The 20,535-nt window shown below is 67.0% G+C and carries 20 protein-coding genes and 1 tRNA gene; 16 read left to right on the top strand and 5 right to left on the bottom strand.

Features of this window, described 5'->3' with window-relative positions:
• Positions 1 to 149: 149 nt before the first annotated feature.
• The 11 genes from QM732_RS03475 to QM732_RS03425 all read left to right on the top strand — a co-directional run bounded on the left by QM732_RS03475 (position 150) and on the right by QM732_RS03425 (position 11,700).
• Entirely contained in the window at positions 150 to 2,378 is a 2,229-nt protein-coding gene (locus QM732_RS03475) for a TonB-dependent receptor plug domain-containing protein (RefSeq protein WP_415654801.1), read from the top strand.
• 94 nt (positions 2,379 to 2,472) lie between these two features.
• Complete coding sequence (locus tag QM732_RS03470; protein ID WP_415654800.1) at positions 2,473 to 3,570, top strand: patatin-like phospholipase family protein; 1,098 nt, start codon at positions 2,473 to 2,475, stop codon at positions 3,568 to 3,570.
• Positions 3,571 to 3,761: 191 nt separating this feature from the next.
• Positions 3,762 to 5,669: a threonine--tRNA ligase gene (gene thrS, locus QM732_RS03465; protein ID WP_415654799.1), complete on the top strand. Its 1,908-nt coding sequence runs from the start codon at positions 3,762 to 3,764 to the stop codon at positions 5,667 to 5,669.
• Positions 5,670 to 5,738: 69 nt separating this feature from the next.
• Positions 5,739 to 6,284, top strand: coding sequence for a translation initiation factor IF-3 (gene infC, locus QM732_RS03460; RefSeq protein ID WP_415659334.1), 546 nt, complete (start codon positions 5,739 to 5,741; stop codon positions 6,282 to 6,284).
• Between the two features lie 134 nt (positions 6,285 to 6,418).
• A complete protein-coding gene (gene rpmI / locus QM732_RS03455) occupies positions 6,419 to 6,622 on the top strand; it encodes a 50S ribosomal protein L35 (RefSeq protein ID WP_028601240.1) in 204 nt (67 codons plus the stop codon).
• 26 nt (positions 6,623 to 6,648) lie between these two features.
• On the top strand, positions 6,649 to 7,005 hold the full coding sequence (rplT, locus tag QM732_RS03450; protein ID WP_025564000.1) for a 50S ribosomal protein L20: 357 nt from the start codon (positions 6,649 to 6,651) through the stop codon (positions 7,003 to 7,005).
• An 85-nt stretch (positions 7,006 to 7,090) separates the two neighbouring features.
• Positions 7,091 to 8,134 (top strand): phenylalanine--tRNA ligase subunit alpha, encoded by a 1,044-nt coding sequence (gene pheS, locus QM732_RS03445; RefSeq protein WP_415654798.1) that lies wholly within the window; start codon positions 7,091 to 7,093, stop codon positions 8,132 to 8,134.
• Positions 8,135 to 8,175: 41 nt separating this feature from the next.
• A complete protein-coding gene (pheT, locus tag QM732_RS03440) occupies positions 8,176 to 10,617 on the top strand; it encodes a phenylalanine--tRNA ligase subunit beta (RefSeq protein ID WP_415654797.1) in 2,442 nt (813 codons plus the stop codon).
• A gap of 22 nt (positions 10,618 to 10,639) precedes the next feature.
• Positions 10,640 to 11,008, top strand: coding sequence for an integration host factor subunit alpha (locus QM732_RS03435; protein ID WP_415654796.1), 369 nt, complete (start codon positions 10,640 to 10,642; stop codon positions 11,006 to 11,008).
• A gap of 35 nt (positions 11,009 to 11,043) precedes the next feature.
• Positions 11,044 to 11,565, top strand: a complete 522-nt coding sequence (locus QM732_RS03430; RefSeq protein ID WP_415654795.1) for a MerR family transcriptional regulator — start codon at positions 11,044 to 11,046, stop codon at positions 11,563 to 11,565.
• Between the two features lie 58 nt (positions 11,566 to 11,623).
• Positions 11,624 to 11,700: transfer RNA gene (locus tag QM732_RS03425), tRNA-Pro, on the top strand.
• Positions 11,701 to 11,885: 185 nt separating this feature from the next.
• On the opposite strand, the gene QM732_RS03420 is transcribed toward QM732_RS03425, so the two are convergent.
• The 4 genes from QM732_RS03420 to QM732_RS03405 form a co-directional block, all read right to left on the bottom strand.
• Entirely contained in the window at positions 11,886 to 12,479 is a 594-nt protein-coding gene (locus QM732_RS03420; RefSeq protein ID WP_415654794.1) for a hypothetical protein, read from the bottom strand.
• 880 nt (positions 12,480 to 13,359) lie between these two features.
• Positions 13,360 to 13,758 (bottom strand): MAPEG family protein, encoded by a 399-nt coding sequence (locus tag QM732_RS03415; protein WP_415654793.1) that lies wholly within the window; start codon positions 13,756 to 13,758, stop codon positions 13,360 to 13,362.
• A gap of 34 nt (positions 13,759 to 13,792) precedes the next feature.
• Entirely contained in the window at positions 13,793 to 14,236 is a 444-nt protein-coding gene (locus QM732_RS03410; RefSeq protein ID WP_415654792.1) for an SRPBCC family protein, read from the bottom strand.
• Positions 14,233 to 14,577 carry an ArsR/SmtB family transcription factor gene (locus QM732_RS03405; protein ID WP_415654791.1) on the bottom strand — a complete coding sequence of 115 codons (345 nt, stop codon included), beginning with the start codon at positions 14,575 to 14,577 and terminating at the stop codon, positions 14,233 to 14,235. The genes QM732_RS03410 and QM732_RS03405 overlap by 4 nt, the downstream gene beginning before the upstream one ends.
• 120 nt (positions 14,578 to 14,697) lie before the next feature.
• Here QM732_RS03405 and QM732_RS03400 point away from each other — a divergent pair, with 120 nt between their 5' ends.
• The 5 genes from QM732_RS03400 to QM732_RS03380 all read left to right on the top strand — a co-directional run bounded on the left by QM732_RS03400 (position 14,698) and on the right by QM732_RS03380 (position 19,063).
• On the top strand, positions 14,698 to 15,531 hold the full coding sequence (locus QM732_RS03400) for a TrmB family transcriptional regulator (RefSeq protein ID WP_415654790.1): 834 nt from the start codon (positions 14,698 to 14,700) through the stop codon (positions 15,529 to 15,531).
• Positions 15,528 to 16,799: an aspartyl protease family protein gene (locus QM732_RS03395; protein ID WP_415654789.1), complete on the top strand. Its 1,272-nt coding sequence runs from the start codon at positions 15,528 to 15,530 to the stop codon at positions 16,797 to 16,799. The genes QM732_RS03400 and QM732_RS03395 overlap by 4 nt, the downstream gene beginning before the upstream one ends.
• A gap of 31 nt (positions 16,800 to 16,830) precedes the next feature.
• Positions 16,831 to 17,304: a nuclear transport factor 2 family protein gene (locus tag QM732_RS03390; RefSeq protein ID WP_415654788.1), complete on the top strand. Its 474-nt coding sequence runs from the start codon at positions 16,831 to 16,833 to the stop codon at positions 17,302 to 17,304.
• A gap of 21 nt (positions 17,305 to 17,325) precedes the next feature.
• A complete protein-coding gene (locus QM732_RS03385) occupies positions 17,326 to 18,207 on the top strand; it encodes an alpha/beta hydrolase (RefSeq protein WP_415654787.1) in 882 nt (293 codons plus the stop codon).
• 88 nt (positions 18,208 to 18,295) lie between these two features.
• Complete coding sequence (locus QM732_RS03380; RefSeq protein WP_415654786.1) at positions 18,296 to 19,063, top strand: CPBP family intramembrane glutamic endopeptidase; 768 nt, start codon at positions 18,296 to 18,298, stop codon at positions 19,061 to 19,063.
• A 625-nt stretch (positions 19,064 to 19,688) separates the two neighbouring features.
• On the opposite strand, the gene QM732_RS03375 is transcribed toward QM732_RS03380, so the two are convergent.
• Positions 19,689 to 20,452, bottom strand: a protein-coding gene (locus QM732_RS03375) for an IS5 family transposase (RefSeq protein ID WP_415654614.1) whose coding sequence is annotated in 2 segments (ribosomal slippage) — positions 19,689 to 20,137 and positions 20,137 to 20,452 — 765 coding nt in all. Because the reading frame shifts where the segments join, the coding sequence is not laid out codon by codon here.
• Between the last annotated feature and the right edge of the window lie 83 nt (positions 20,453 to 20,535).

The following is a 20,535-nucleotide window of genomic DNA, read 5'->3' as shown; positions in this document are numbered from 1 at the left end:
AGGCACTGACACACAGCGCCGTCATCATCGCCACCCGCCCCCCGGGCCGTCGATTGATGCCACCGAAACCGCAACTGGTCGCAACGCGGCCGCATGAGCCGGGCATCGCCACTATGGTGCGCACCGCCTCAAACCCCCGGAGTCTCTTTTTGAAAACCCCCGCCCTCGCCTCGCTGCTTCTGCTCAGCCCTGCCCTGGTCCTGGCCCAGCAGGAGGTCGATCGCGCATCCACGCCGCCGACGCAAGGCAACCAGCTCGAACGCGTGTCCGTGACACGCCAGCAGACCGACACCGACCTGCGCCGCCGCCAGCCCGTGGCCAAGCAGCTCTACGGCCGCGAGGAGCTGGACAAGTACGGTGACACCCAACTCTCCGACGTCCTGAAGCGCCTGCCTGGCATCAACGTCTCCGGCGGCCAGCTGCGCATGCGCGGCCTGGGCGGCGCCTACACGCAGATCCTGGTCAACGGCGAGCCCGCGCCCCCGGGATTCAGCCTGGACAACCTCAACCCGGCCCAGGTCGAGCGCCTGGAGGTCAGCAAGGCGCCCACGGCCGACCAGACCGCCCAGGCCATCGCCGGCACGCTCAACATCATCCTGAAGGACGCGCCGCGCGTCGTGCAGAAGGACTTGCGCCTGGGCGTGTCCTACGCGAACGAGAAGCCCACGGTCGGTGGCAGCTTCACCTATGGCGACCGCATCGTCGGCGGCATCGGCCTGGTGCTGCCGATCTCGTTCTTCCAGTGGGACAACCGCAACGAGACCCAAAGCGATCGCGTGCGGGACGCCGGAGCCACCCACCTCGCATCGGAAGGCAGCGATCACTCCTACGGCCGCGGCGTCAACATTTCGCCGCGCCTGAACTGGAAGCTCGGCGACGACGAGACGCTGACCATGCAGGGCTTCTTCCTGCGCAACCGCTTCCGCAACGAAGGCGAGGGCACGACGCAGATCCTCGCCTCCACGCCGGGCCAGAGCGTGCTGCCGACCAGCGTGCTCGACAGCAGCCGCAACCGCGGCAGCTTCGCGGCCAACCGCATCAACCTGCAATACAACAATCGCTTCGGCGAAGACCGCCGCATCGAGCTGCGTGCCGGCACGGGAAGCGGCGGCGCGGACTTCCAGTACGACTTCCTCGGACGCAACGCCGCGGGCGTGCAGACCGTCACGCGCACGACCACGGGCGACAACACCAACCGCCAGACCTCGCTGGCCGGCAAGTACAGCCAGTATGCGGGCGAAGACCACACGGTCACCGTCGGCGGCGAGATCGAGCGTCGCACGCGTGACGAGATGCGCCGCACGGTCGAGAACGGCGCGGACCTGCTGCCCGGCATCGAGGGGCAGCCTTTCAATGCCACCATCACCCGCACCGCCGCCTATGCGCAGGACGAGTGGGAGATCAACAAGCAGTGGTCCGCCTATTTCGGCGTACGCCACGAACAGATCAAGACCGTCAGCGAAGGCGTGGGCAGCCAGTTCAACAACACCAGCAAGGTCACGACGCCACTGCTGCACCTGAACTTCAAGCCCGACCCCAAGGGCCGCGACATGGTGCGCGCCAGCCTGACGCGCAGCTACAAGGCGGCCGACGTTCAGCAGCTCATCGCGCGCCCGACGATCAACACCGACTACCCCGCCATCGGTCCGGACGCACGCCCGAACACGATGACCACGCCCGACCGAATCGGCAACCCCAATCTCAAGCCCGAGCTGGCCACCGGCCTGGACCTCGCCTGGGAGAGCTACCTGCCCGCTGGCGGCATGTTCTCGGTCGGTGTGTTCCACCGCCGCATCACCGGCCTCGTGCGCAATGCGCTGATGGAAGTGCCCAAGGAGGATGCCCATTGGGCGGACGGCGTGGCGCGCTGGGTGTCCACGCCCATCAACCTGAGCAAGGCGACGACGCAAGGCCTGGAGCTGGAGATCAAGGGGCGTGCCGCCGAGCTGTTCCCGGGCCTGTTCGAGCCGACCACGGCGCTGAGCCTGCGCGCGTCGCTGAACCTGTACCGCTCCCACGTCGCCGACATCCCCGGCCCCGACAACCGGCTGGAGGGCCAGCAGCCCTGGCAGTTCAACTTCGGTGCCGACTACCGCTTCAAGAGCGTGCCGCTGAGCGTGGGCTTCAGTGGCCAGATCGCGCCCAAGTACACGGTTCAACAGACCGTGCTGCTGAGCCAGTCCTCGCTGCCGGCACGCTCGTTCGACGCGTTCGCGATGCTGCAACTCGGCCCCAAGGACAGCCTGCGCGTGGCCACCAGCGGCCAGTTCCAGCCCACGCAGGGTTCGCGCGTGACCGTCACCGGCCTGCCCGACTACAACCTCAACGAGCGCAAGCCCGTGGCCTGGTGGTCGGTGAACTGGGAACACAAGTTCTGAGCCTGAACCGGGCGCAGGCCACTGCGGCCTGCGCCCGGGCCGCCGTCGCGGCCGTGTCACGCGACGTGGCCGGCCTCGGCTATCTTGTGCGGCAATGACTTCCGCAGCTCTCCAAGTATTTGCCGGCCCCGCCGCCCGGGCGCGCCTGGCCGAGCGCGGCCTGCGTGCCGAAGACGTGGGCCTGATCCCCGCCGCCGCCGGCGGCCCCAAGGGGCTGATCCTCAACGGCCTGGACCGGCATGTCTTCGGACACTGGCTGCCCCAGAGCCGCCAGACCGTCCACCTCGTCGGAGCCAGCATCGGCGCCTGGCGCATGGCGACGGCCGCGCTGGCCCACCGCGATGTCGGCCCCGCCTTTGACGCCATGGCGCAAGCCTATGTGACGCAGGAGTACGACGTGCTGCCGGGCGAGAAGCGCCCGCGGCCCGAAGGCGTCAGCCAGCGCTTCGGCGAGATCCTGGGCGAGATCTTCCAGGGCCGCGAGACCGAGGTGCTCACGCATCCACGGTTGCGCCTGCATATCGTCACATCCCGCGGCCAGAACAAGGGGATGGGCCTGCTCGCCCGCGAAGGCCGGCTGCGCACGCCGCTGGGCTATCTCGGCGCTTTCGCGGCCAACGCGGTGTCACGGCCGCTGCTGGGGCGATTCCTGGAGCGCGTCGTGTTCTCCGACCCGCGCGAGCGCCTGCCGCTCAAGCTCAGTGACTTCACGACGCGCGAGGTGCACCTGTCGCGCGCCAACCTGCGCACCGCGCTGCTGGCCAGCTGCTCCATTCCCTTCTGGCTGAAGGCACAGCACGACCTGCCCGGCGCGCCGCGCGGCGCCTACTGGGACGGCGGCATCACCGACTACCACCTGCACCTGGACTACCGCGCGCTGCAGGCGTCCGGTGCGCCGCTGGTGCTGTACCCGCACTTCCAGCGCCAGGTCGTGCCCGGCTGGCTGGACAAGGCGCTGAAGCACCGCCATCGCTCGACGGCCTTCCTCGACAACGTCGTGCTGCTGTGCCCGTCGCCGGAGTGGATCGCCAGCCTGCCCGGCGCCAAGCTGCCCGACCGCAACGACTTCATGACGCTGGACGCGGATGAGCGCCGCCGCCGCTGGCACGTCGCCGTGGCGCAGAGCCAGCGGCTGGCCGACGATTTCGCCGCGTTGGCCCAGCGCGACTCGGTTTTGGCGCTGCCGCTTTAGAATGACGGCTCCCTCCCCTCACAAGAGCGAGAAAGGCACCCTGGTTATGACACCGCGAACTACGACCACCTTCACCGGTACCTAGTCGGCCGCGGCTCGTCACGTCTTCTCGCCCCACTCCCAATCGGGGCACGAACAAAGCGCGGCAAGTGGCCGCGCTTTTTCATTTCTGCCCCTGAATGGAGCATCCCATGATTTCGATTCAACTCCCCGACGGCTCGCGCCGTGAGTACCCCGCGCCGCTGTCGGTCGGCGACGTCGCCGCCAGCATCGGCGCCGGCCTGGCCAAGGCCGCCCTGGGCGGCAAGGTGGATGGCCGGGTCGTCGACCTGAGCCACGTCATCGACCACGACGTGCAGCTGTCCATCGTCACGGACAAGGACGCCGACGGCCTGGACATGATCCGCCACTCGACGGCCCACCTGCTGGCCTATGCCGTCAAGGAGCTCTACCCCGACGCCCAGGTCACCATCGGCCCGGTCATCGAGAACGGCTTCTATTACGACTTCTCGTACAAGCGCCCGTTCACGCCGGACGACCTGGCCGCCATCGAGTCCAAGATGACCGAGCTGGCCAAGAAGGACGAGAAGGTCGTGCGCCGCGTGCTGCCGCGCGACGAGGCCGTGGCCCACTTCAAGGCCATCGGCGAGGCCTACAAGGCCGAGATCATCGAGAGCATCCCGGCCGACCAGGACGTGTCGCTGTACGCCGAAGGCAAGTTCGAGGACCTGTGCCGCGGCCCGCACGTGCCCTCCACGGGCAAGCTCAAGCACTTCAAGCTGATGAAGGTGGCCGGCGCCTACTGGCGCGGCGACCACCGCAACGAGATGCTGCAGCGCGTCTACGGCACGGCCTGGGCGAGCAAGGACGACCTGCAGAAGTACCTGACGATGCTGGAGGAGGCCGAGAAGCGCGACCACCGCAAGCTCGGCAAGGAGCTGGACCTCTTCCACATCGACGAGCATGCGCCCGGCGTCGTGTTCTGGCACCCCAAGGGCTGGACGGTCTGGCAGGAGGTCGAGCAGTACATGCGCCGCGTCTACCGCGACAACGGCTACCAGGAGGTCAAGGGCCCGCAGCTGCTCGACAAGACGCTGTGGGAAGCCACGGGCCACTGGGACAAGTACCGCGAGAACATGTTCGTGACCGAGTCGGAGAAGCGCGACTACGCGCTCAAGCCGATGAACTGCCCCGGCCACATCCTGATCTTCAAGCAGGGCGTGAAGAGCTATCGCGACCTGCCGCTGCGCTTCGGCGAGTTCGGCCAGTGCCACCGCAACGAGCCCACGGGCGGCCTGCACGGCATCATGCGCGTGCGCGGCTTCACGCAGGACGACGGCCACATCTTCTGCACGGAAGACCAGATCCAAGGCGAGGTCACCGCCTTCACGGCGCTGCTGCAAAAGGTCTACAAGGACTTCGGCTTCACGGAGATCATCTACAAGCTGTCGACGCGCCCCGAAAAGCGCATCGGCAGCGAGGAGAGCTGGGACAAGGCCGAGCACGCGCTGGCCGAGGGCCTGCGCGCGTCGGGCTGCGACTTCACCTACCTGCCGGGCGAGGGCGCCTTCTACGGCCCCAAGATCGAGTACACGCTCAAGGACGCGCTGGGCCGCGAATGGCAGTGCGGCACCATCCAGGTCGACCCCAACATGCCGGAGCGCCTGGACGCGGCGTTCGTCGACGAGGACGGCGAGCACAAGCGCCCGCTGATGCTGCACCGCGCCATCGTCGGCAGCCTGGAGCGTTTCATCGGCATCCTGATCGAGCAGCACGCCGGCGCGCTGCCCGTCTGGCTCGCGCCGACGCAGGTCGTGGTGGCCAACATCACCGATTCCCAGGCCGATTACGTTGCGGAAATTGTGAAATCGCTGCAAAAACAAGGGCTTAGGGCCTCGGCCGATTTGCGCAACGAGAAGATCACCTATAAAATCCGCCAGCATTCCATGCAAAAGCTGCCGTACATCCTCGTCGTGGGTGACAAGGAAAAGGCGAATGGCAGCGTTGCGGTACGCGCCCGTGGCAACCAGGACCTCGGCGTGATGCCCCTGCAGGACTTCCTCGATAGGATCTCCGCAGACATCACAAACAAGGTCTAAAAGAGCCTATCGGGCGCTATTTGTTTTGTTTGGGCCCCTCGCCTTGGGGCTCGTTGAAAGGTCCACACCATCGCTACGTTTGCCGACCGTCGCGCGATTCCGGAGCGCAAGCACCGCCTGAACCGCGAAATCATGGCTCCCGAAGTCCGTCTGAACGGTCCCGAGAATGAACCCATCGGGATCGTCAGCATCCAGGAAGCCCTGCGCATGGCGGGCGAGCTGGACGTGGACCTGGTCGAGATCTCCGCCACCGCCAATCCGCCGGTCTGCCGGCTGATGGACTACGGCAAGTTCAAGTACCAGGAACAAAAGCGCGCCGCTGAAGCCAAGGCCAAGCAAAAGATCATCGAGATCAAGGAAGTCAAGTTCCGCCCGGGCACGGACGAAGGCGACTACCAGATCAAGATGCGCAATCTGCGCCGCTTCATCGCCGAAGACGGCGACAAGGGCAAGGTCACGCTGCGCTACCGGGGCCGCGAGATCACGCACCAGGACATCGGCATGCGCCTGCTGGAGCGGATCCGCGACGAACTGGCCGACGTGGCAGTGGTCGAGAACATGCCGAAGCTCGAGGGTCGGCAGATGATCATGGTCCTGGCGCCGAAGAAGCGTTGATTCTTTAGCGCAGGGATCGATACAGGTTAAACCCATCGGTTTGGTCGCCGGTGGGTTCACAAGTCTCCTGAGGCCAACAAGCGTGACGGGCTCTCCGCCACCGCCCCAGGGACACACTTAAAAGGAGCATTCACATGCCCAAGATGAAGACCAAGAGCAGCGCGAAAAAGCGTTTTCGCGTTCGTCCGGGTGGCACCGTCAAGCGCGGTCAGGCGTTCAAGCGCCACATCCTGACCAAGAAGACCACGAAGAACAAGCGTCAGCTGCGCGGCGCTGTGAACGTGCACGAAACCAACATGGGCCACATGGCTCAGATGTTGCCTTTCGCCGGCCTGTAATCCACCAAGACTAGAAGGAGAAACATATGCCTCGCGTCAAACGTGGTGTTACCGCTCGCGCCCGTCACAAGAAGGTCCTGGCCCTGGCCAAGGGCTTCCGCGGTCGTCGTAAGAACGTCTTCCGCATCGCCAAGCAGGCGGTGATGAAGGCGGGCCAATACGCCTACCGTGACCGCCGCACCAAGAAGCGCGTGTTCCGTCAGCTGTGGATCGCCCGTATCAACGCCGCCTCGCGTGGCCTGGGCCTGTCCTACAGCAAGTTCGTGGCGGGTCTGAAGAAGGCCCAGATCGAGATCGACCGCAAGGTCCTCGCCGATCTGGCCGTGAACGACCCGGCTGGTTTTGCCAGCATCTTCGCCAAGGTGAAGGCCGCGCTCGCCTGATTGCGACCCATCCCGACTCACGTCGGGATACGCAACTTTTGAGGGCCGGCCCACTGGGTCGGCCCTTTTTCATTCCAAATTCCGAATGTCTGATCTCGACGCTTTGCTGCAAGCGGCACAGGCCGACTTTGCCGCCGCCCCAACGCCCGCGGAACTCGAAAACGCCAAGGCCAAGTACATCGGCAAGTCCGGTCGCGTGACCGAACTGATGAAGGGCCTGGGCGCCCTCAGCATCGAGGAGAAGAAGACCCGCGGCGCCGAGATCAACCAGCTCAAGGTCGGCATCGAGGCCGCCCTGACCGCCCGCCGCGACGCACTGGCCGCCGCCGAGCTGGACAAGCAGCTCAAGGCCGAGGCGCTGGACGTCACGCTGCCCGGGCGCAGCCGCGGCACCGCCGGCCTGCACCCGATCACGCGCGCGATGGAGCGCATCGAGGCCATCTTCGGCTCCATGGGCTTTGACGTCGCCGACGGGCCCGAGATCGAGACCGACTGGTACAGCTTCTCGGCGTTGAACAACCCCGAGAACCACCCTGCCCGCTCCATGCAGGACACGTTCTACGTCGACATGAAGGACGAGAACGGATCGTGGCTGAACCTGCGCCCGCACACCAGCCCGATGCAGATCCGCTACGCCCAGGCGCACGCCAAGCGCTACGCCGGGCAGGACACGATGCCCGAGATCCGCGTCATCGCGCCGGGCCGCACCTACCGCGTGGACAGCGACGCGACCCACTCGCCGATGTTCCACCAGGTCGAAGGCCTGTGGGTGGGCGAGAACATCTCGTTCAAGGACCTGAAGGCGGTCTACCTGAACTTCATCACCGCCTTCTTCGAGACCGACCAGCTCCAGCTGCGCTTTCGCCCCAGCTACTTCCCGTTCACCGAGCCCAGCGCCGAGATCGACATCATGTTCGAGAGCGGCCCGCTGAAGGGTCGCTGGCTGGAAGTCTCCGGCTCGGGCCAGGTGCACCCGCAGGTCATCCGCAACATGAGCCTGGACCCCGAGCGCTACATCGGCTTCGCGTTCGGCTCCGGCATCGACCGCCTGGCCATGCTGCGCTATGGCGTGAACGACCTGCGCGCCTTCTTCGACGGCGACCTCCGCTTCCTGGCTCAGTTCCGCTGAGCCCTGTCAGCTTCAGGCAGTTCAAGTAATTCACAAGAGCTATGCAATTTCCCGAGTCCTGGCTGCGCGAGTTCTGCAATCCGCCGCTGTCCACCGAAAAACTGGCCGAGCTGCTGACCATGTCCGGCATGGAAGTGGAAGATCTGCGCCCCGTCGCGCCGCCCTTCCACGGCATCGTCGTCGCCGAAATCCTCGAAGCCGAGCAACACCCCAACGCCGACAAGCTGCGCGTGTGCAAGGTCAATGCGGGCGGCCAGTTCAACGGCGGGCAGCCGCTGCAGATCGTCTGCGGCGCCCCCAACGCCCGCGCGGGCATCAAGGTGCCGCTGGCCACCGTGGGTGCGGAACTGCCCCCGGGTGAGGACGGCAAGCCCTTCAAGATCGGTGTCGGCAAGCTGCGCGGCGTCGAGAGCTTCGGCATGCTGTGCTCGGCCCGCGAGCTCAAGCTCAGCGAAGACCACGGCGGCCTGCTGGAGCTGGGCCCGGATGCCGTCGTCGGCGAGGACATCCGCAAGCACCTGGCGCTGGACGACACGCTGTTCACGCTGAAGCTCACGCCCAACCTGGGCCACTGCCTGAGCGTCTACAGCATCGCTCGCGAAGTCGCCGCGCTGACCGGCGCGCCGCTGCTCAAGCCCGAGTTCCCGGCCGTCAAGCCCACGCTCGACGACAAGCTGCCCGTGCGCGTCGAAGCCACGGACCTGTGCGGGCGCTTCTCCGGCCGCATCGTCAAGGGCATCGACACGAAGGCGACGACGCCCGCCTGGATGGTCCAGCGCCTGGAGCGCTGCGGCCAGCGCTCGGTGACGGCCCTGGTGGACATCTCGAACTACGTGATGTTCGAGTACGGCCGCCCGTCGCACATCTTCGACCTGGACAAGATCAGCGGCGAGCTGGTCGTGCGCTGGGGCAAGGCCGGCGAGCAGCTCAAGCTGCTGAACGGCAACACGATCACCGTCGACGAGAAGGTCGGCGTCATCAGCGATGCGCGCGAGGTCGAGTCCCTGGCCGGCATCATGGGCGGCGACCACACCGCCGTGTCCGACGACACGAGGAACGTCTACGTCGAGGCCGCGTTCTGGTGGCCCGAAGCCGTGATGGGCCGCGGCCGCCGCTACAACTTCTCCACCGACGCAGGCCACCGCTTCGAGCGCGGCGTGGATCCGTCCAGGACCGTCGAGCACATCGAGCGCATCACGCAGCTCATCATCGACATCTGCGGCACGCCTGAGACGAAGGTCGGCCCGATGGACGACCAGTCGCCCAACGTGCCGGTGGCCAAGCCCGTGACGCTGCGCGTCGCACGCGCCGCCAAGGTGATCGGCATGCCGGTGACGCAGGCGCAGTGCGAAGGCGTGTTCACGCGCCTGGGCCTGCCGCTCACGGCGGCTGACGGCACCATCACCGTGACCCCGCCGAGCTGGCGCTTCGACATCCAGATCGAGGAAGACCTCATCGAGGAAGTCATCCGCGTGCTGGGCTACCCGACGCTGCCGTCCACCGCGCCGCTGGCGCCCATCGTGGGCCGCACCGGCTCGGAGTCGCGCCAGGCCAAGCATGCGCTGCGCCGCGCGGTCGCCGCACGCGACTACTTCGAGACCATCAACTTCAGCTTCGTCGAGGAGCGTTGGGAGCGCGAGCTGGCCGGCGTCGCCGACCCGATCAAGCTGCTGAACCCCATCGCCGCGCCGCTGTCGGTGATGCGTACCAGCCTGATCGGCAGCCTCGTGCAGGTGCTGCGCCACAACCAGGCCCGCCGCGCGACGCGCGTGCGCGTGTTCGAGCTTGGCCGCGTGTTCAAGCGCGACGCCACTGTCGCCAACGGCCCGCTGAGCGTCGCCGGCATCGAGCAGCCGCTGCGCCTGGGCGGCCTGGCCTGGGGCCCCGCGGACCAGCAGCAATGGAGCCAGCGCGACCGCGCCGTCGATTTCTTCGACGTCAAGGGCGACCTGGAAGCACTGTTCGCGCCGCAGACGCTGACCTTCGAAGCCGCTGAGCACCCGGCGCTGCACCCGGGCCGCAGCGCGCGCGTGAGCCTGAACGGCGCCGTCATCGGCGTTGTCGGCGAACTGCACCCGCGCTGGCGCCAGGCCTACGAGATCACGGGCGGCGCGCCCGTCGTCTTCGAGCTGGACCTGGACGCCGCGCTGACCCGCACGCTGCCGCAGGGCCAGCCGCTCCCGCGCCAGCAGGCCGTGCAGCGCGACCTGGCGCTGGTGGTGAAGGACAGCACCAGCCATGACGCGCTGATGGGCGCCATCACCACGGCCGGCGGCGCACTGCTGCGCTCGGCCAGGCTGTTCGACGTCTTCAAGCCCGCAGCCGGCGCCACGACCGAGCTGCAGGCGGACGAGCGCAGCCTGGCCGTGCGCCTGGAACTGCTGGATGACGACGCCACGCTGACCGACGAACGCATCGAGGCCGTCGTGGCGGCCATCGTGGCGGCCGCCGCCAGCCAACTCGGCGCCCGCCTGCGCGGCTGACCCTCTGGAGGAGGAACACGACATGGACGCAAACGACGTCAAGAAAGAAACCGCCGCCGTCGTCATCGGCAGCCTGGAGACGCCCACGCTGACCAAGGCCGAGCTGGCCGAGCTGCTGTTCGACAAGCTGGGCCTGAACAAGCGCGAATCCAAGGACATGGTCGAGGCCTTCTTCGACATCCTGCACGACAGCCTCGTCAAGGGGCAGGACGTGAAGCTCTCGGGCTTCGGCAACTTCAACATCCGCCGCAAGGCGCCGCGTCCGGGCCGCAACCCGCGCACGGGCGAGTCCATCCCCATCAAGGCGCGCAACGTCGTCACCTTCCACGCCAGCCACAAACTCAAGGGGCAAGTACAAGGCGATACGCCCGCCGGCGAAGACTTCGAGTAGAGTCTGCCCTCCCCCCGCGAACTTGTTGATTTGCAATGGAAAAGGCGCTTCCCGCCATCCCCGCCAAACGTTACTTCACCATCGGTGAGGTGAGCGAGCTGTGCGGCGTGAAGCCCTACGTGCTGCGCTACTGGGAGCAGGAGTTCACTCAGCTCAAGCCCATGAAACGGCGCGGCAACCGGCGCTACTACCAGCACCACGAGGTGCTGCTCATCCGCCGCATCCGCGACCTGCTCTACGACCAGGGCTTCACGATCAGCGGCGCGCGCAACCAGCTCAGCGAAGGCCTGCCGCCTGCGGCAGCCCAGAACTTCCGCGACGAGGCTGAAGCGGCCCACGCGCTAGATGCCCATGACGATGGCTCGGCGGACGACGTCGACGACGACGCCCCAGCGGCACTCGCCCACGTTCCGGCGGCGCGCCAGGCGGCTTCGCATGCCCAGCCGCTGAAGGCCGCGGAAGCCTCGATCACGCTGCCGGTGCTGGCCGTCGAATCCATCACCACGCTGGAACAGATCCGCGCCGAGCTGCTGGCCATTCGGGCCACGCTTCTCTGAGAAAGATCCAGGATTTCGGATAGAACCCGAATTCCTGGGTTATACTTTCTGGCTCAGTCGGGGCGTAGCGCAGCCTGGTAGCGCACTTGCATGGGGTGCAAGGGGTCGCGAGTTCGAATCCCGCCGTCCCGACCATTTTTTACCAATGAAATCAACGGGTTAGCAGCTCAGGCCGCTAACCCGTTTTTCTTTGTCCGCCTGAAAATCCTGCTCATGGGGATACCCATGGGGATACCAGCGACGTGCTGACTTGGTACATCCCGGGGCGCTCCGGCACGCTCCCCTGTCCTGAGCAGCGACAGCAGACCGCCGCGCCACCCTCACCTCTCTCCTGGGACGGCTTCATCGCCTGCACACGAGACCTCATGTGTACAGCAGCCGCGTCGCCCTTTCAGCCGTACCGCCTCGGCCAGGATGTCCAGCATTGGCGTCTCAAGTAGCTGCTGGTCCTCAAGGCGCTGGCGGGCAGTCGCCATCTGCTCACATAAGGTCGCCTTTGCGCGACGGAAGTACCGGGCGACGAATGCCGCGGAGCAGACATCGGCTTGCACCGCGAGACAGGCCACGAGGGCTCGCGCACGCGCGCCCTGCGAGCCGGCGACTTTCGCCAAGCATTGCCCCTCCCAAAGCCCCAGCTTCGACCCAACCCAACGTTCCAACAGCTTGAGTGCGCCGTTGATCCCATCAACGCCGCCGGCTGCTACGAAAGCGGCAGCAACGCCGTCCACTTCGCGGACGAGCGGTCCGGAAGACGCGGCAGACCCGATGGCGAGCGCAAGGCCGTGGTTCAGCTCCCATTCCCGAAGTTCTACAGCTGGAGGCCGACCACGGATTGCTGCGCGCATGGCCATCCGGGCACCAAACACGGAACTGTCAAAAGCGCTGGCCAGCGCCTTGGTCTCGAACTCCTTCATTCGCTCGATCCCGAGGGACACCCGCAAGGATGACTTTGTGTAGTAGCTGGGTCGAGCACACAGGCCTGCCGCAACTGGCCGCCAAGCCAGCATGCGCACCTCACGCCGGAGCACAGCGGCCGTGGGGATCTCATGTGCGTGATAGCGCCCCGCAAACACCGGCCCACGCGTCCGATCAATATCGCGAACCCACCTGGATACGAGGTTAGCTACGGCTCGCGCAATGGTCCCGGGGCCAGAGCCTGCCGGCAGTCGGCAGAGCACGTGGTTGAGAAGCCCGAACAACAGGCAGCGTTGGTGGACGCTGGGTGCGCACAGGGACAGGGCTATCTTTTTGCGCGACCGATGCCCGCCGCTGAACTCCTGCAGATTTTTGGCGATCGGCAACGTGGCACAGACCGCCTTTCCGACTCGGGAAGGCCCACTGATGCGCCTGTTCTGAGCCTTCTGCGAAGCGCCTAAGGGCTGGCAGGCATCACCTACAGGACCTAGACTGGGGCACGCAGCTCCGTCTAGCCTTTCACTTCAACGGAAGGCTTCGCCGCCCGCTGATCTACAACGTTGAACGGCCGCTTCCGGGCATCGAGTTCGATAAGTCGAAGGACCGCAGCCGCTGCAGGCCGGCCATTCGTCCGGCGACGACGGCTTCAGGCTGATCTGAGTCATTCGCGGGCAAATGGGTGAACGACGGCGCCCACGCAGACCGGTCAGTCCAGTCCGCTGGCTCTGACCGGCTGCTTCACCCCCTGAACCAGGTGCTCGCGTGCGGCTCAAGCATCGTGGGGGCACGAACGACTGCTCTCGCACCTAGCCCGCAACTGTGCGGTTGATCCGTTGGCCAGGTGGTTTGGCGAACGTTAAACACATCCATGATGGCGCTCTACAGGCCTGCGAGCAACGCCACGGACAGCGCGGTGCCGCCGAAATAGGTGCCGAATGCACCGACGGCGCGCAGCGGATGGGGCTTGGCCAGCGTCGATGAGGCCAGCATGCCGACGAGGAATAGATAGCGCGACGCGGTGACCGCCACGATGGTCCAGCCGACCCACGGTGCCGTGGACCGGGTCCCGACGAGGTAGATCAACAGCGCGAGGAATGCCGCGTACTCGGCCGTGTTGCCATGCGCTCGGGCCGCCTTGGTCAACGGATGCGCCGGGTCTTCCGTGCCAGCGTGCAGTGTCCAGAAGCGCGCGCGCGAGGCGCTGACGTAGAGGCCGCTCAGGAAGAGCAGCAGGCCGAGGGCGGCGATGCAGGGGAGCGTAGCGGTCGATGGTGACATGAGGTTCCTTCCGGGGCGAGGCGGTTGGGTGGGTCTATCGGGGGCCGAGGAAGCGCGACAGTGCATGCAGGACGTGCGCCCAGCCCTGGGCATAGGACGGCGGTGAAGCGGCCGGCAGACGTTCGTGCAGCAGCGTCAGCCGGGTGCCGCGCCCGTGAGCGAACAGCTCGACGGTCAGTAGGCTGTCGTCGCCGTTGTCGTGGGGCGTGCCCTCGGCGCGCCAGGTCATGACCAGACGGTGGGGGCGTTCGACCTTGACGTAGAGGCCACGCACGATCTGCGGCGTGCCCGCGGGACCGGGGCTCATCCGAATCTCGTAGCGGCCGCCTTGGCGGACATCCAGATCGGCGTGCGTCGCATGCGCATTGCCCGCGCACCACCACTGCAGCAGCGCGCTGGCGTCGGTCCACGCATCGAACACAGCTTCGACGGGCGCCTCCAACAGGTATTCGCGCGCGACGCTGGGTGCAACGGTCATTCGGAACGCTCCGGTCCCCATGTCGCGAGGAAGCGTGACAGAGAGGCGATGTTGCCGTCCCAGAACGCTCGATAGCCCGCGAGCCAGGCGTCGGCCTGTGCCAGGGGCGTGGCCTCGAGATGGCAGGTCACGGTGCGGCCGTTGCGGTCGCGGCGCACCAGGCCGGCGGTTTCCAGCAGCCGCAGGTGCTTGCCCACGGCGACGAGCGACATGTCGAACGGCTTCGCCAGTTCACTCGCCGTCGCCTCTCCCTGTGACAGCCGAGCCAGGATGGCGCGACGCGTGGGATCGGCCAGTGCAAAGAATGTGTAGTCGAGGGAGTGGGTGTATGACTTAACCATATGGTTTATTTTGTGGGGCCGGACGGGCTTGTCAACACCTTTGGACGTCGGCCCTGGGCGAGCCCGTCTAAGCGATTTCCCCAATGGCTGTCGATTTGTTAGTTGCAAACAATACTAACAATGAATGATGATGATCATCAAGGCCGGATGCTGGTGCCGTTCGGCTTCACCGAGCTGGAGTCGCGGCTGTACTGCGCCCTGCTGACCCAGTCGCCGGCGACAGGCTACAGGCTGGCGCGAGCCGTCGGCAAGGCGGCCGCGAACACCTACCAGTCGCTGGCGGCGCTGGTCCAGAAGGGCGCGGTCATCGGCGACGAGTCCGAGCCACGCAGCTTCCGGCCGGTACCGCCCGCCGAGCTGTTCTCGCGCCTGCGGCATTCGTTCGACGAACAGGCGCAAGCGGCCGAGCAGCGCCTTTCCGCGCTGTTTGCTCCGGTGCGGGAAGACCGCCTCTACCAGCTGAAGAATCTGGCGCAGGCGCTGGAGCGTGCCCGCACGCTGATTGCCGGTGCCCGCGAGACCCTGCTATTCGATCTCTTTCCCGCGCCACTGGCGCAGCTGCGCCTTGAGCTGGAGGCGGCGCAGGCGCGCGGCGTGCTGGTCGGCGGCACGACGTACGAGCCGCTGGGCGATGCGCCCTTCACGCACGTGCTGTCGCCGGGCGCGGGCTTCGTCGCGGAGCGCTGGCCCGGCCATCAGATCACGCTGATCGCCGACGGCCGGGAAGTGCTGCTGGCCCTGGTGGCGCCCGACGGGCTTTCGCTGCATCACGGCTTCTGGAGCGACTCGGCCTACTTGGCCTGTCTGCATCACTCCGGCCTGGCCGCGGAGATGCGCTTGTCGGCCACGCTGGCGGAGGGTGCGGGAGATCCCCTGCGCCGCTTCAGTCTGTTGAGCGCCGCGCCCGACGGGCTGCGCGGTCTGGTTGGCGACAAACCGGAGCCCGCGGCATGAGCGTGAGATCGACTCTTCTTTCGGGGCCTGCCGGCAAGTGGCGAGCGCTGCTGGCCGCAGCGGCGCTGCTTCTTGCGGGGCCAGCACAGGCTGAACCCGCCTCGTTGCAGCAGGCCCTTGCCACCAACGACGTGGAACGGCTGGAACAGCTGGCCAAGGCCGGAGGGCCGCAGGCGAACGTGGCCCAGGCAGTAGCGCTGTCGCTGCGCCACCGGGACGCCCAGGCGCAACCCGCGCTGGAGCGGGCGGCCGTCGCTGCGACCGCTCCGCAGGATCGCGCCGCGGCGCTGCAGGAGCTGGCCGCCTTGAGCACGCGCCAGGGCCGCTATATGGCGGCGGCGCAGGCGCTCGACGCCAGCGCCCGGGTGAAGCCCCTGGACCAGGCGGGTGAGCAGGCCCTGGGCTTCCTGCGCGCCCTGGCGGCGGTGCCCCCGATGCGGATGGAGGCGGCGCCCCGGGCGCGCCTGCCCGTCACACGTGACGCGGCCAGGCTGGTTCGCGTCGACGGCAGCGTGGCGGAGCGGCCGCAGGACTTCGTCGTCGACACCGGCGCGGCGTTCTCGACGATGACCGTCTCTGCGGCCAAGCGCCTGGGCCTGCAGATGCTTGACACCGAGGCCAGCGTCGGCAGCGTCAGCCGTGACGCGGTGGCCACCCGTTTCGCGGTGGCGCAGGATCTGCGGCTGGACGGCGCCGTGCTGCACGACGTCGTGTTCATCGTGCTGCCGGACGCCGCGCTCAGCTTTGCCGGCGGGGCCTACCGGATCGACGCGATCCTGGGCCTGCCGGTGTTCCTGCAGTTGGGCCGTCTGGCCATCGAGGTGGACGACGGCCGGGAGCAGCTGACGCTCGGCTCCGCCGCGCCAACGACGACGGGGCCTTCGAACCTGATCCTGAGTGGCGTGCAGCCGCTGCTGCTGGCGCACAGCGAGGCGGCGGGGCAGACGCTGCGCCTGTTCGTCGACACCGGCGCTGGGAGCAGCCAGCTGTTCCGTAATGCCGTCGACGAGGCGCCGCAGCTGTTGAAGGGTGCGGTCTCACGACCGCACACGCTCAGCGGAGCCGGCGGATCGAGCACCGACGAGGAGGCGCGAGTGCTGCCGCGGCTGGATCTGCGGCTGGGCGAAGGCACCGTCGAACTGCGCGAGGTCGTGTTGCTGTCGAAGGCTGCCACCGACAGGCATGGCGCGGTGGGCCAGGACCTGCTGCGCCAGGGGCGCGGCTACGTGATGGACTTCGAGCGCATGTGCCTGAGTCTGCTGCGCTGACCCTTCCCTCAATCCAACCCAACTCAACACCATGTCAGAGATCCAGTCCTCCCATGCCGGCCCCACGGCGGCGCGCATCGCCAGCCTGGTGCGCTCGATCCCGTTGGCGGTCGACCTAGGCCGCTACGAGCTGGCCGAAGCCGCCTTCGCACCGCGGGTGCGCATCGACTACAGCTCGCTGTGGGGTGGCGAGGCACAGGACCTGGCCACGCCCGATCTGCTGGCCGCCTGGCGGGGCCTGGTGCCCGGCTTCGACGCGACGCTGCATGAGCTGGGACCGGTGCAGGTCGAACTGGATGCCGGGCAGGCGCTGGCGAGCGCCGAGGTGGAAGCCCGCCATTGGCTGGATGGGGAGCTGTGGACGCTGCGCGGCAGCTACCGCTGGCCGTTGCGCCTTGGCGCGCAGGGCTGGCGGGTCACGGGCATGACCTTCCTGCTGAGCCAGGAACAGGGTGACCGGGGGCTGTGCGCGCGGGCGCAGGCCCGCCTGGCGGCGCGCGCGTAGAGACTTCTCAAAGGGGCCCCCATGTCAAGACAAGTCGTTTTCTCCAGCCAGGAAGACACACTGGCCGGCCTGCTGCTGCTGCCGGAAGGGCCTGCCGTGCCGCGCCCGGCGCTGCTGGTGACCGGTGCGTGGTTCACGATCAAGGAACAGATGCCGCTGCGCTACGCCCGCGAGATGGCGGACCGGGGCTACGCGGTCCTGGTCTTCGACTTCCGCGGCTTCGGCGAAAGCGGCGGCGCCCTGCGCCAGCGCGAGACACCGGCGCTGAAGATCGAGGACGTCCGGGCGGCCGCCGCCTTCCTGAAGCGCCAGCCGGAGGTCGACCAAGCGCGTGTGGGCGCGCTGGGCGTCTGTGCCAGTGCCGGCTATGTGGTCCAGGCCGCGGTGGAGACGGCGGACCTTCGCGCCGTGGCCGTGGTTGCGCCCTGGTTCCAGGATCGCGCCATCGTCGAGGCGGTCTATGGTGGTGCCGATGGCGTGCGGGCCTTGCGGCAGGTCGGCGCCCAGGCCAGGGCTGAACAGGCCGAGCGGGGCGCGCAGCAGTTCGTGCCGGCCGCGAGCCTGGACGATCGCCGCGCGCTGATGTTCGGCGCACCCTACTACACCGAGCCGCAGCGCGGGCAGATCCCGGCCTGGCGCAACGAGGCCGACCCGGCCTTCTGGCCGGACTGGCTGGACTTCGACAGCCTGTCCGCCGCGCCCCGGCTGCGCCAGCCGTTCGCGCTGGTGCACTCCGAAGCCGCGGCCGTGCCTCAGGGCGCGCACGCCTTCTTCGATCAGGTGCGCGCCCCCAAGCGCGAGCTGTGGCTGGAACAGGTGAGCCAGTTCGACTTCTACGACGACGAGCGGGCCGTGCGCGCCGCCTGCGACCTCGCTGCCGCGCACTTCAGCGAATGGCTGTGAGCGGCGGGGGCGTCGGCGCTGAGGATGAAGGCGCGGCCATGCATGCGCCGGCAGGGTTGCGGGCTCGCGTCCGCAGGCGCCCGGTGCTGTGCTTTTACCGCTGACGCTCGGACTGTCCTGGGGCTACTGGCTCGGCCTGCTGGCCATGGGGCTGCGGGTGGGACCGGGTTCTGCGGCGACGCACTTTCCTGGTTTGCTCGGGCCGCTGGTCGCTGCGCTGATCGTGGTGACGCTCGAATCCGGGCCACGGGGCACACGCGGCTGGATCGTCCGGGCGTTCCGCTGGCCGAGGTCGCCCGTCTGGTGGCTGGCTCTCTCGCCGCTGCTCCTCGGGGCGCTCGCCTTCGGCCTCCTGCACCTGGCCGGGCAGGCCTGGCCGGCGGCGTCGCAGTTCACCCGTTTCCCCGGCCTGCCGGAGGGATGGCCGCTGGGCGCGGTCGTGGCCGTGATCCTGGTGGTGAACGGCTTTGGCGAGGAGGGCGGATGGCGCGGCTTTGCGCTGCCTCGGCTGCTGCAGAAGCACGGCCGCTTTGGCGCGACCTGGCGTGTCTGGGCCTTGTGGGCGCTGTGGCACGCCCCGCTGTTCTGGCTCAACCACAGCATGCACGCGATGCTCGGGCCGACCCAGTTGGGATGGGCGCTGGGCCTGTTCTGCGGCGCCTTCGTGCTGGCCCAGCTGCAGCTGCGCAGCGAGGGCAGCGTGCTGCCGGTCGCCCTCTGGCACACCGGCTACAACCTGATGGTGGCGTCCGGCGCCGGAGTCGGCGCCGCCGCCGCGCTGTGCAGCGTGCCGGTGATGGTGTGGGGGATGGCCGTGGCGGGCCGCTGGTGGCGGGCCGAACGGCAAGGCCACTAGCTGTTGAGTTCCAGTAGGTCGTTCATGGCCGGGATACGGCTCAGGGGTGGCTGACTGCCGATGGCTGCAATGTGAACAACCGCGGTCACTCAAGGCCGGCAGACGAAACGCAGCAACCGCTGCAGAGTTGCCCTTTGGTCACGACCAGCGAGCCGGTCAATGAGAACAAATGTGTCGGTCAAACGTGGCCAGCGCTTGTAGTCAATGCAGTCATCCGCGAGGAAGGTGCGTCCCAGACGCTTCGCCAGCGCCCTGCTGGTCGACGCCCTCGGTGTATTTCTGTCGAGGATCTAGCTTGCCGTTGGTTTAGACCTGGGTTTAGATCCAAGGTTAAAGCGCAGGCTGGAAACGAAAAACGGGTTAGCGGCCTGAGCTGCTAACCCGTTTACAGGGACTTCCCAGTTGATCAAGCGGATTGATGTGGGCGGTATTCGATAGTCGCCTTTGCTGTTTTCCTCAAGACCAGAGTTCGGGTTCGATGCAGCGCCACAGAGAACAGACTGCACATCTACAGGCGGCCTTGTTGCACTCGGGATTCGGTGCGGGCCCAGATACCAACCGCTCAGCAGGGCTCCATTCGTTCGCCGCCGTCGCCTCAATTGGCGCGGCACCGGGTTAGGGCCTGTTAACACAAACGCAATCCGTCAGCGATCAGAGCGAAGCTGATGAAGGCGGTGAACATGATGTCGAGCTTCTCGAAGCGGGAGAAGATTCGGCGATAGCCCTTGAGGCGGCGGAACAGGCGCTCGACTTCATTGCGGCGCTTGTACATCTCGCGGTCGTACTCCCAGGGCTCGATGCGCGTGCTCAGGGGCGGCACGACAGGGATGAACCCCAGGTCGAGTGCGAGCTGCCGAGTTTCGTTGCCCTCGTAGGCGCGATCCATCAACAGATGCAAAGGCCGATTGGGCGCACCGAGCCGCTTCAGCAGAGCTCGCCCCTCGGGAGCATCGTGCGCCTGCCCTGGTGACAGCGAGAAGGTTATGGCCGTGCGCGCGTCCGCCGCGACGAGATGGATTTTGGTGTTCCACCCACCACGGGATTTGCCGATAGCTTGCGGACCGTTTTTTTTGGCGCGCCGGTGCCATCGGGGTGCACCTTGACGCTGGTGCTGTCCAGCGACACCGCTTCAATCTTGATCTGCACGATCTGCGCCTGCTGCAATTGCTCGAAGGTCCGGTCCAAAACGCCCGACTTTGCCCAGCGGCTCATGCGCGTGTAGATCGTATGCCAGTTGCCGAAGCGCTTGGGCAAGCCGCGCCATTTGCAGCCGTGCTCAGCAACGTAAAGGATGGCATTCAACACCTGCAGATTCGACAGGCTGACATTGCCGCGTTGCAGCGGCAAGCAGTGCTCGATCTGCGCGAATTGGGCTGCTGTGATCTCCATGCACTCACTGTCGCAGCCCAATTGCTTTGGTGCAATTAGTGTTAACAGGCCCTAGTCGAGCTTGCCTGCTGCCGGTCTGACCT

Source organism: Roseateles sp., from assembly GCF_047654805.1.
In the GTDB taxonomy this organism is placed as follows: Bacteria; Pseudomonadota; Gammaproteobacteria; order Burkholderiales; family Burkholderiaceae_C; genus Pelomonas.
The sequence above is the reverse complement of the archived record's forward strand: the minus strand, read 5'-3'. Positions and strand labels throughout refer to the sequence as shown.

Coding starts and splice junctions, on each gene's coding strand:
- rpmI (WP_028601240.1), top strand. CDS start 6,419: ATGCCCAAGATGAAGACCAAGAGCAGCGCGAAAAAGCGTTTTCGCGTT.
- QM732_RS03435 (WP_415654796.1), top strand. CDS start 10,640: ATGGACGCAAACGACGTCAAGAAAGAAACCGCCGCCGTCGTCATCGGC.
- QM732_RS03400 (WP_415654790.1), top strand. CDS start 14,698: ATGAATGATGATGATCATCAAGGCCGGATGCTGGTGCCGTTCGGCTTC.
- QM732_RS03390 (WP_415654788.1), top strand. CDS start 16,831: ATGTCAGAGATCCAGTCCTCCCATGCCGGCCCCACGGCGGCGCGCATC.
- QM732_RS03420 (WP_415654794.1), bottom strand. CDS start 12,479: ATGAAGGAGTTCGAGACCAAGGCGCTGGCCAGCGCTTTTGACAGTTCC.
- QM732_RS03395 (WP_415654789.1), top strand. CDS start 15,528: ATGAGCGTGAGATCGACTCTTCTTTCGGGGCCTGCCGGCAAGTGGCGA.
- QM732_RS03415 (WP_415654793.1), bottom strand. CDS start 13,758: ATGTCACCATCGACCGCTACGCTCCCCTGCATCGCCGCCCTCGGCCTG.
- pheS (WP_415654798.1), top strand. CDS start 7,091: ATGTCTGATCTCGACGCTTTGCTGCAAGCGGCACAGGCCGACTTTGCC.
- QM732_RS03405 (WP_415654791.1), bottom strand. CDS start 14,577: ATGGTTAAGTCATACACCCACTCCCTCGACTACACATTCTTTGCACTG.
- thrS (WP_415654799.1), top strand. CDS start 3,762: ATGATTTCGATTCAACTCCCCGACGGCTCGCGCCGTGAGTACCCCGCG.
- QM732_RS03385 (WP_415654787.1), top strand. CDS start 17,326: ATGTCAAGACAAGTCGTTTTCTCCAGCCAGGAAGACACACTGGCCGGC.
- pheT (WP_415654797.1), top strand. CDS start 8,176: ATGCAATTTCCCGAGTCCTGGCTGCGCGAGTTCTGCAATCCGCCGCTG.
- QM732_RS03470 (WP_415654800.1), top strand. CDS start 2,473: ATGACTTCCGCAGCTCTCCAAGTATTTGCCGGCCCCGCCGCCCGGGCG.
- rplT (WP_025564000.1), top strand. CDS start 6,649: ATGCCTCGCGTCAAACGTGGTGTTACCGCTCGCGCCCGTCACAAGAAG.
- QM732_RS03410 (WP_415654792.1), bottom strand. CDS start 14,236: ATGACCGTTGCACCCAGCGTCGCGCGCGAATACCTGTTGGAGGCGCCC.
- QM732_RS03430 (WP_415654795.1), top strand. CDS start 11,044: ATGGAAAAGGCGCTTCCCGCCATCCCCGCCAAACGTTACTTCACCATC.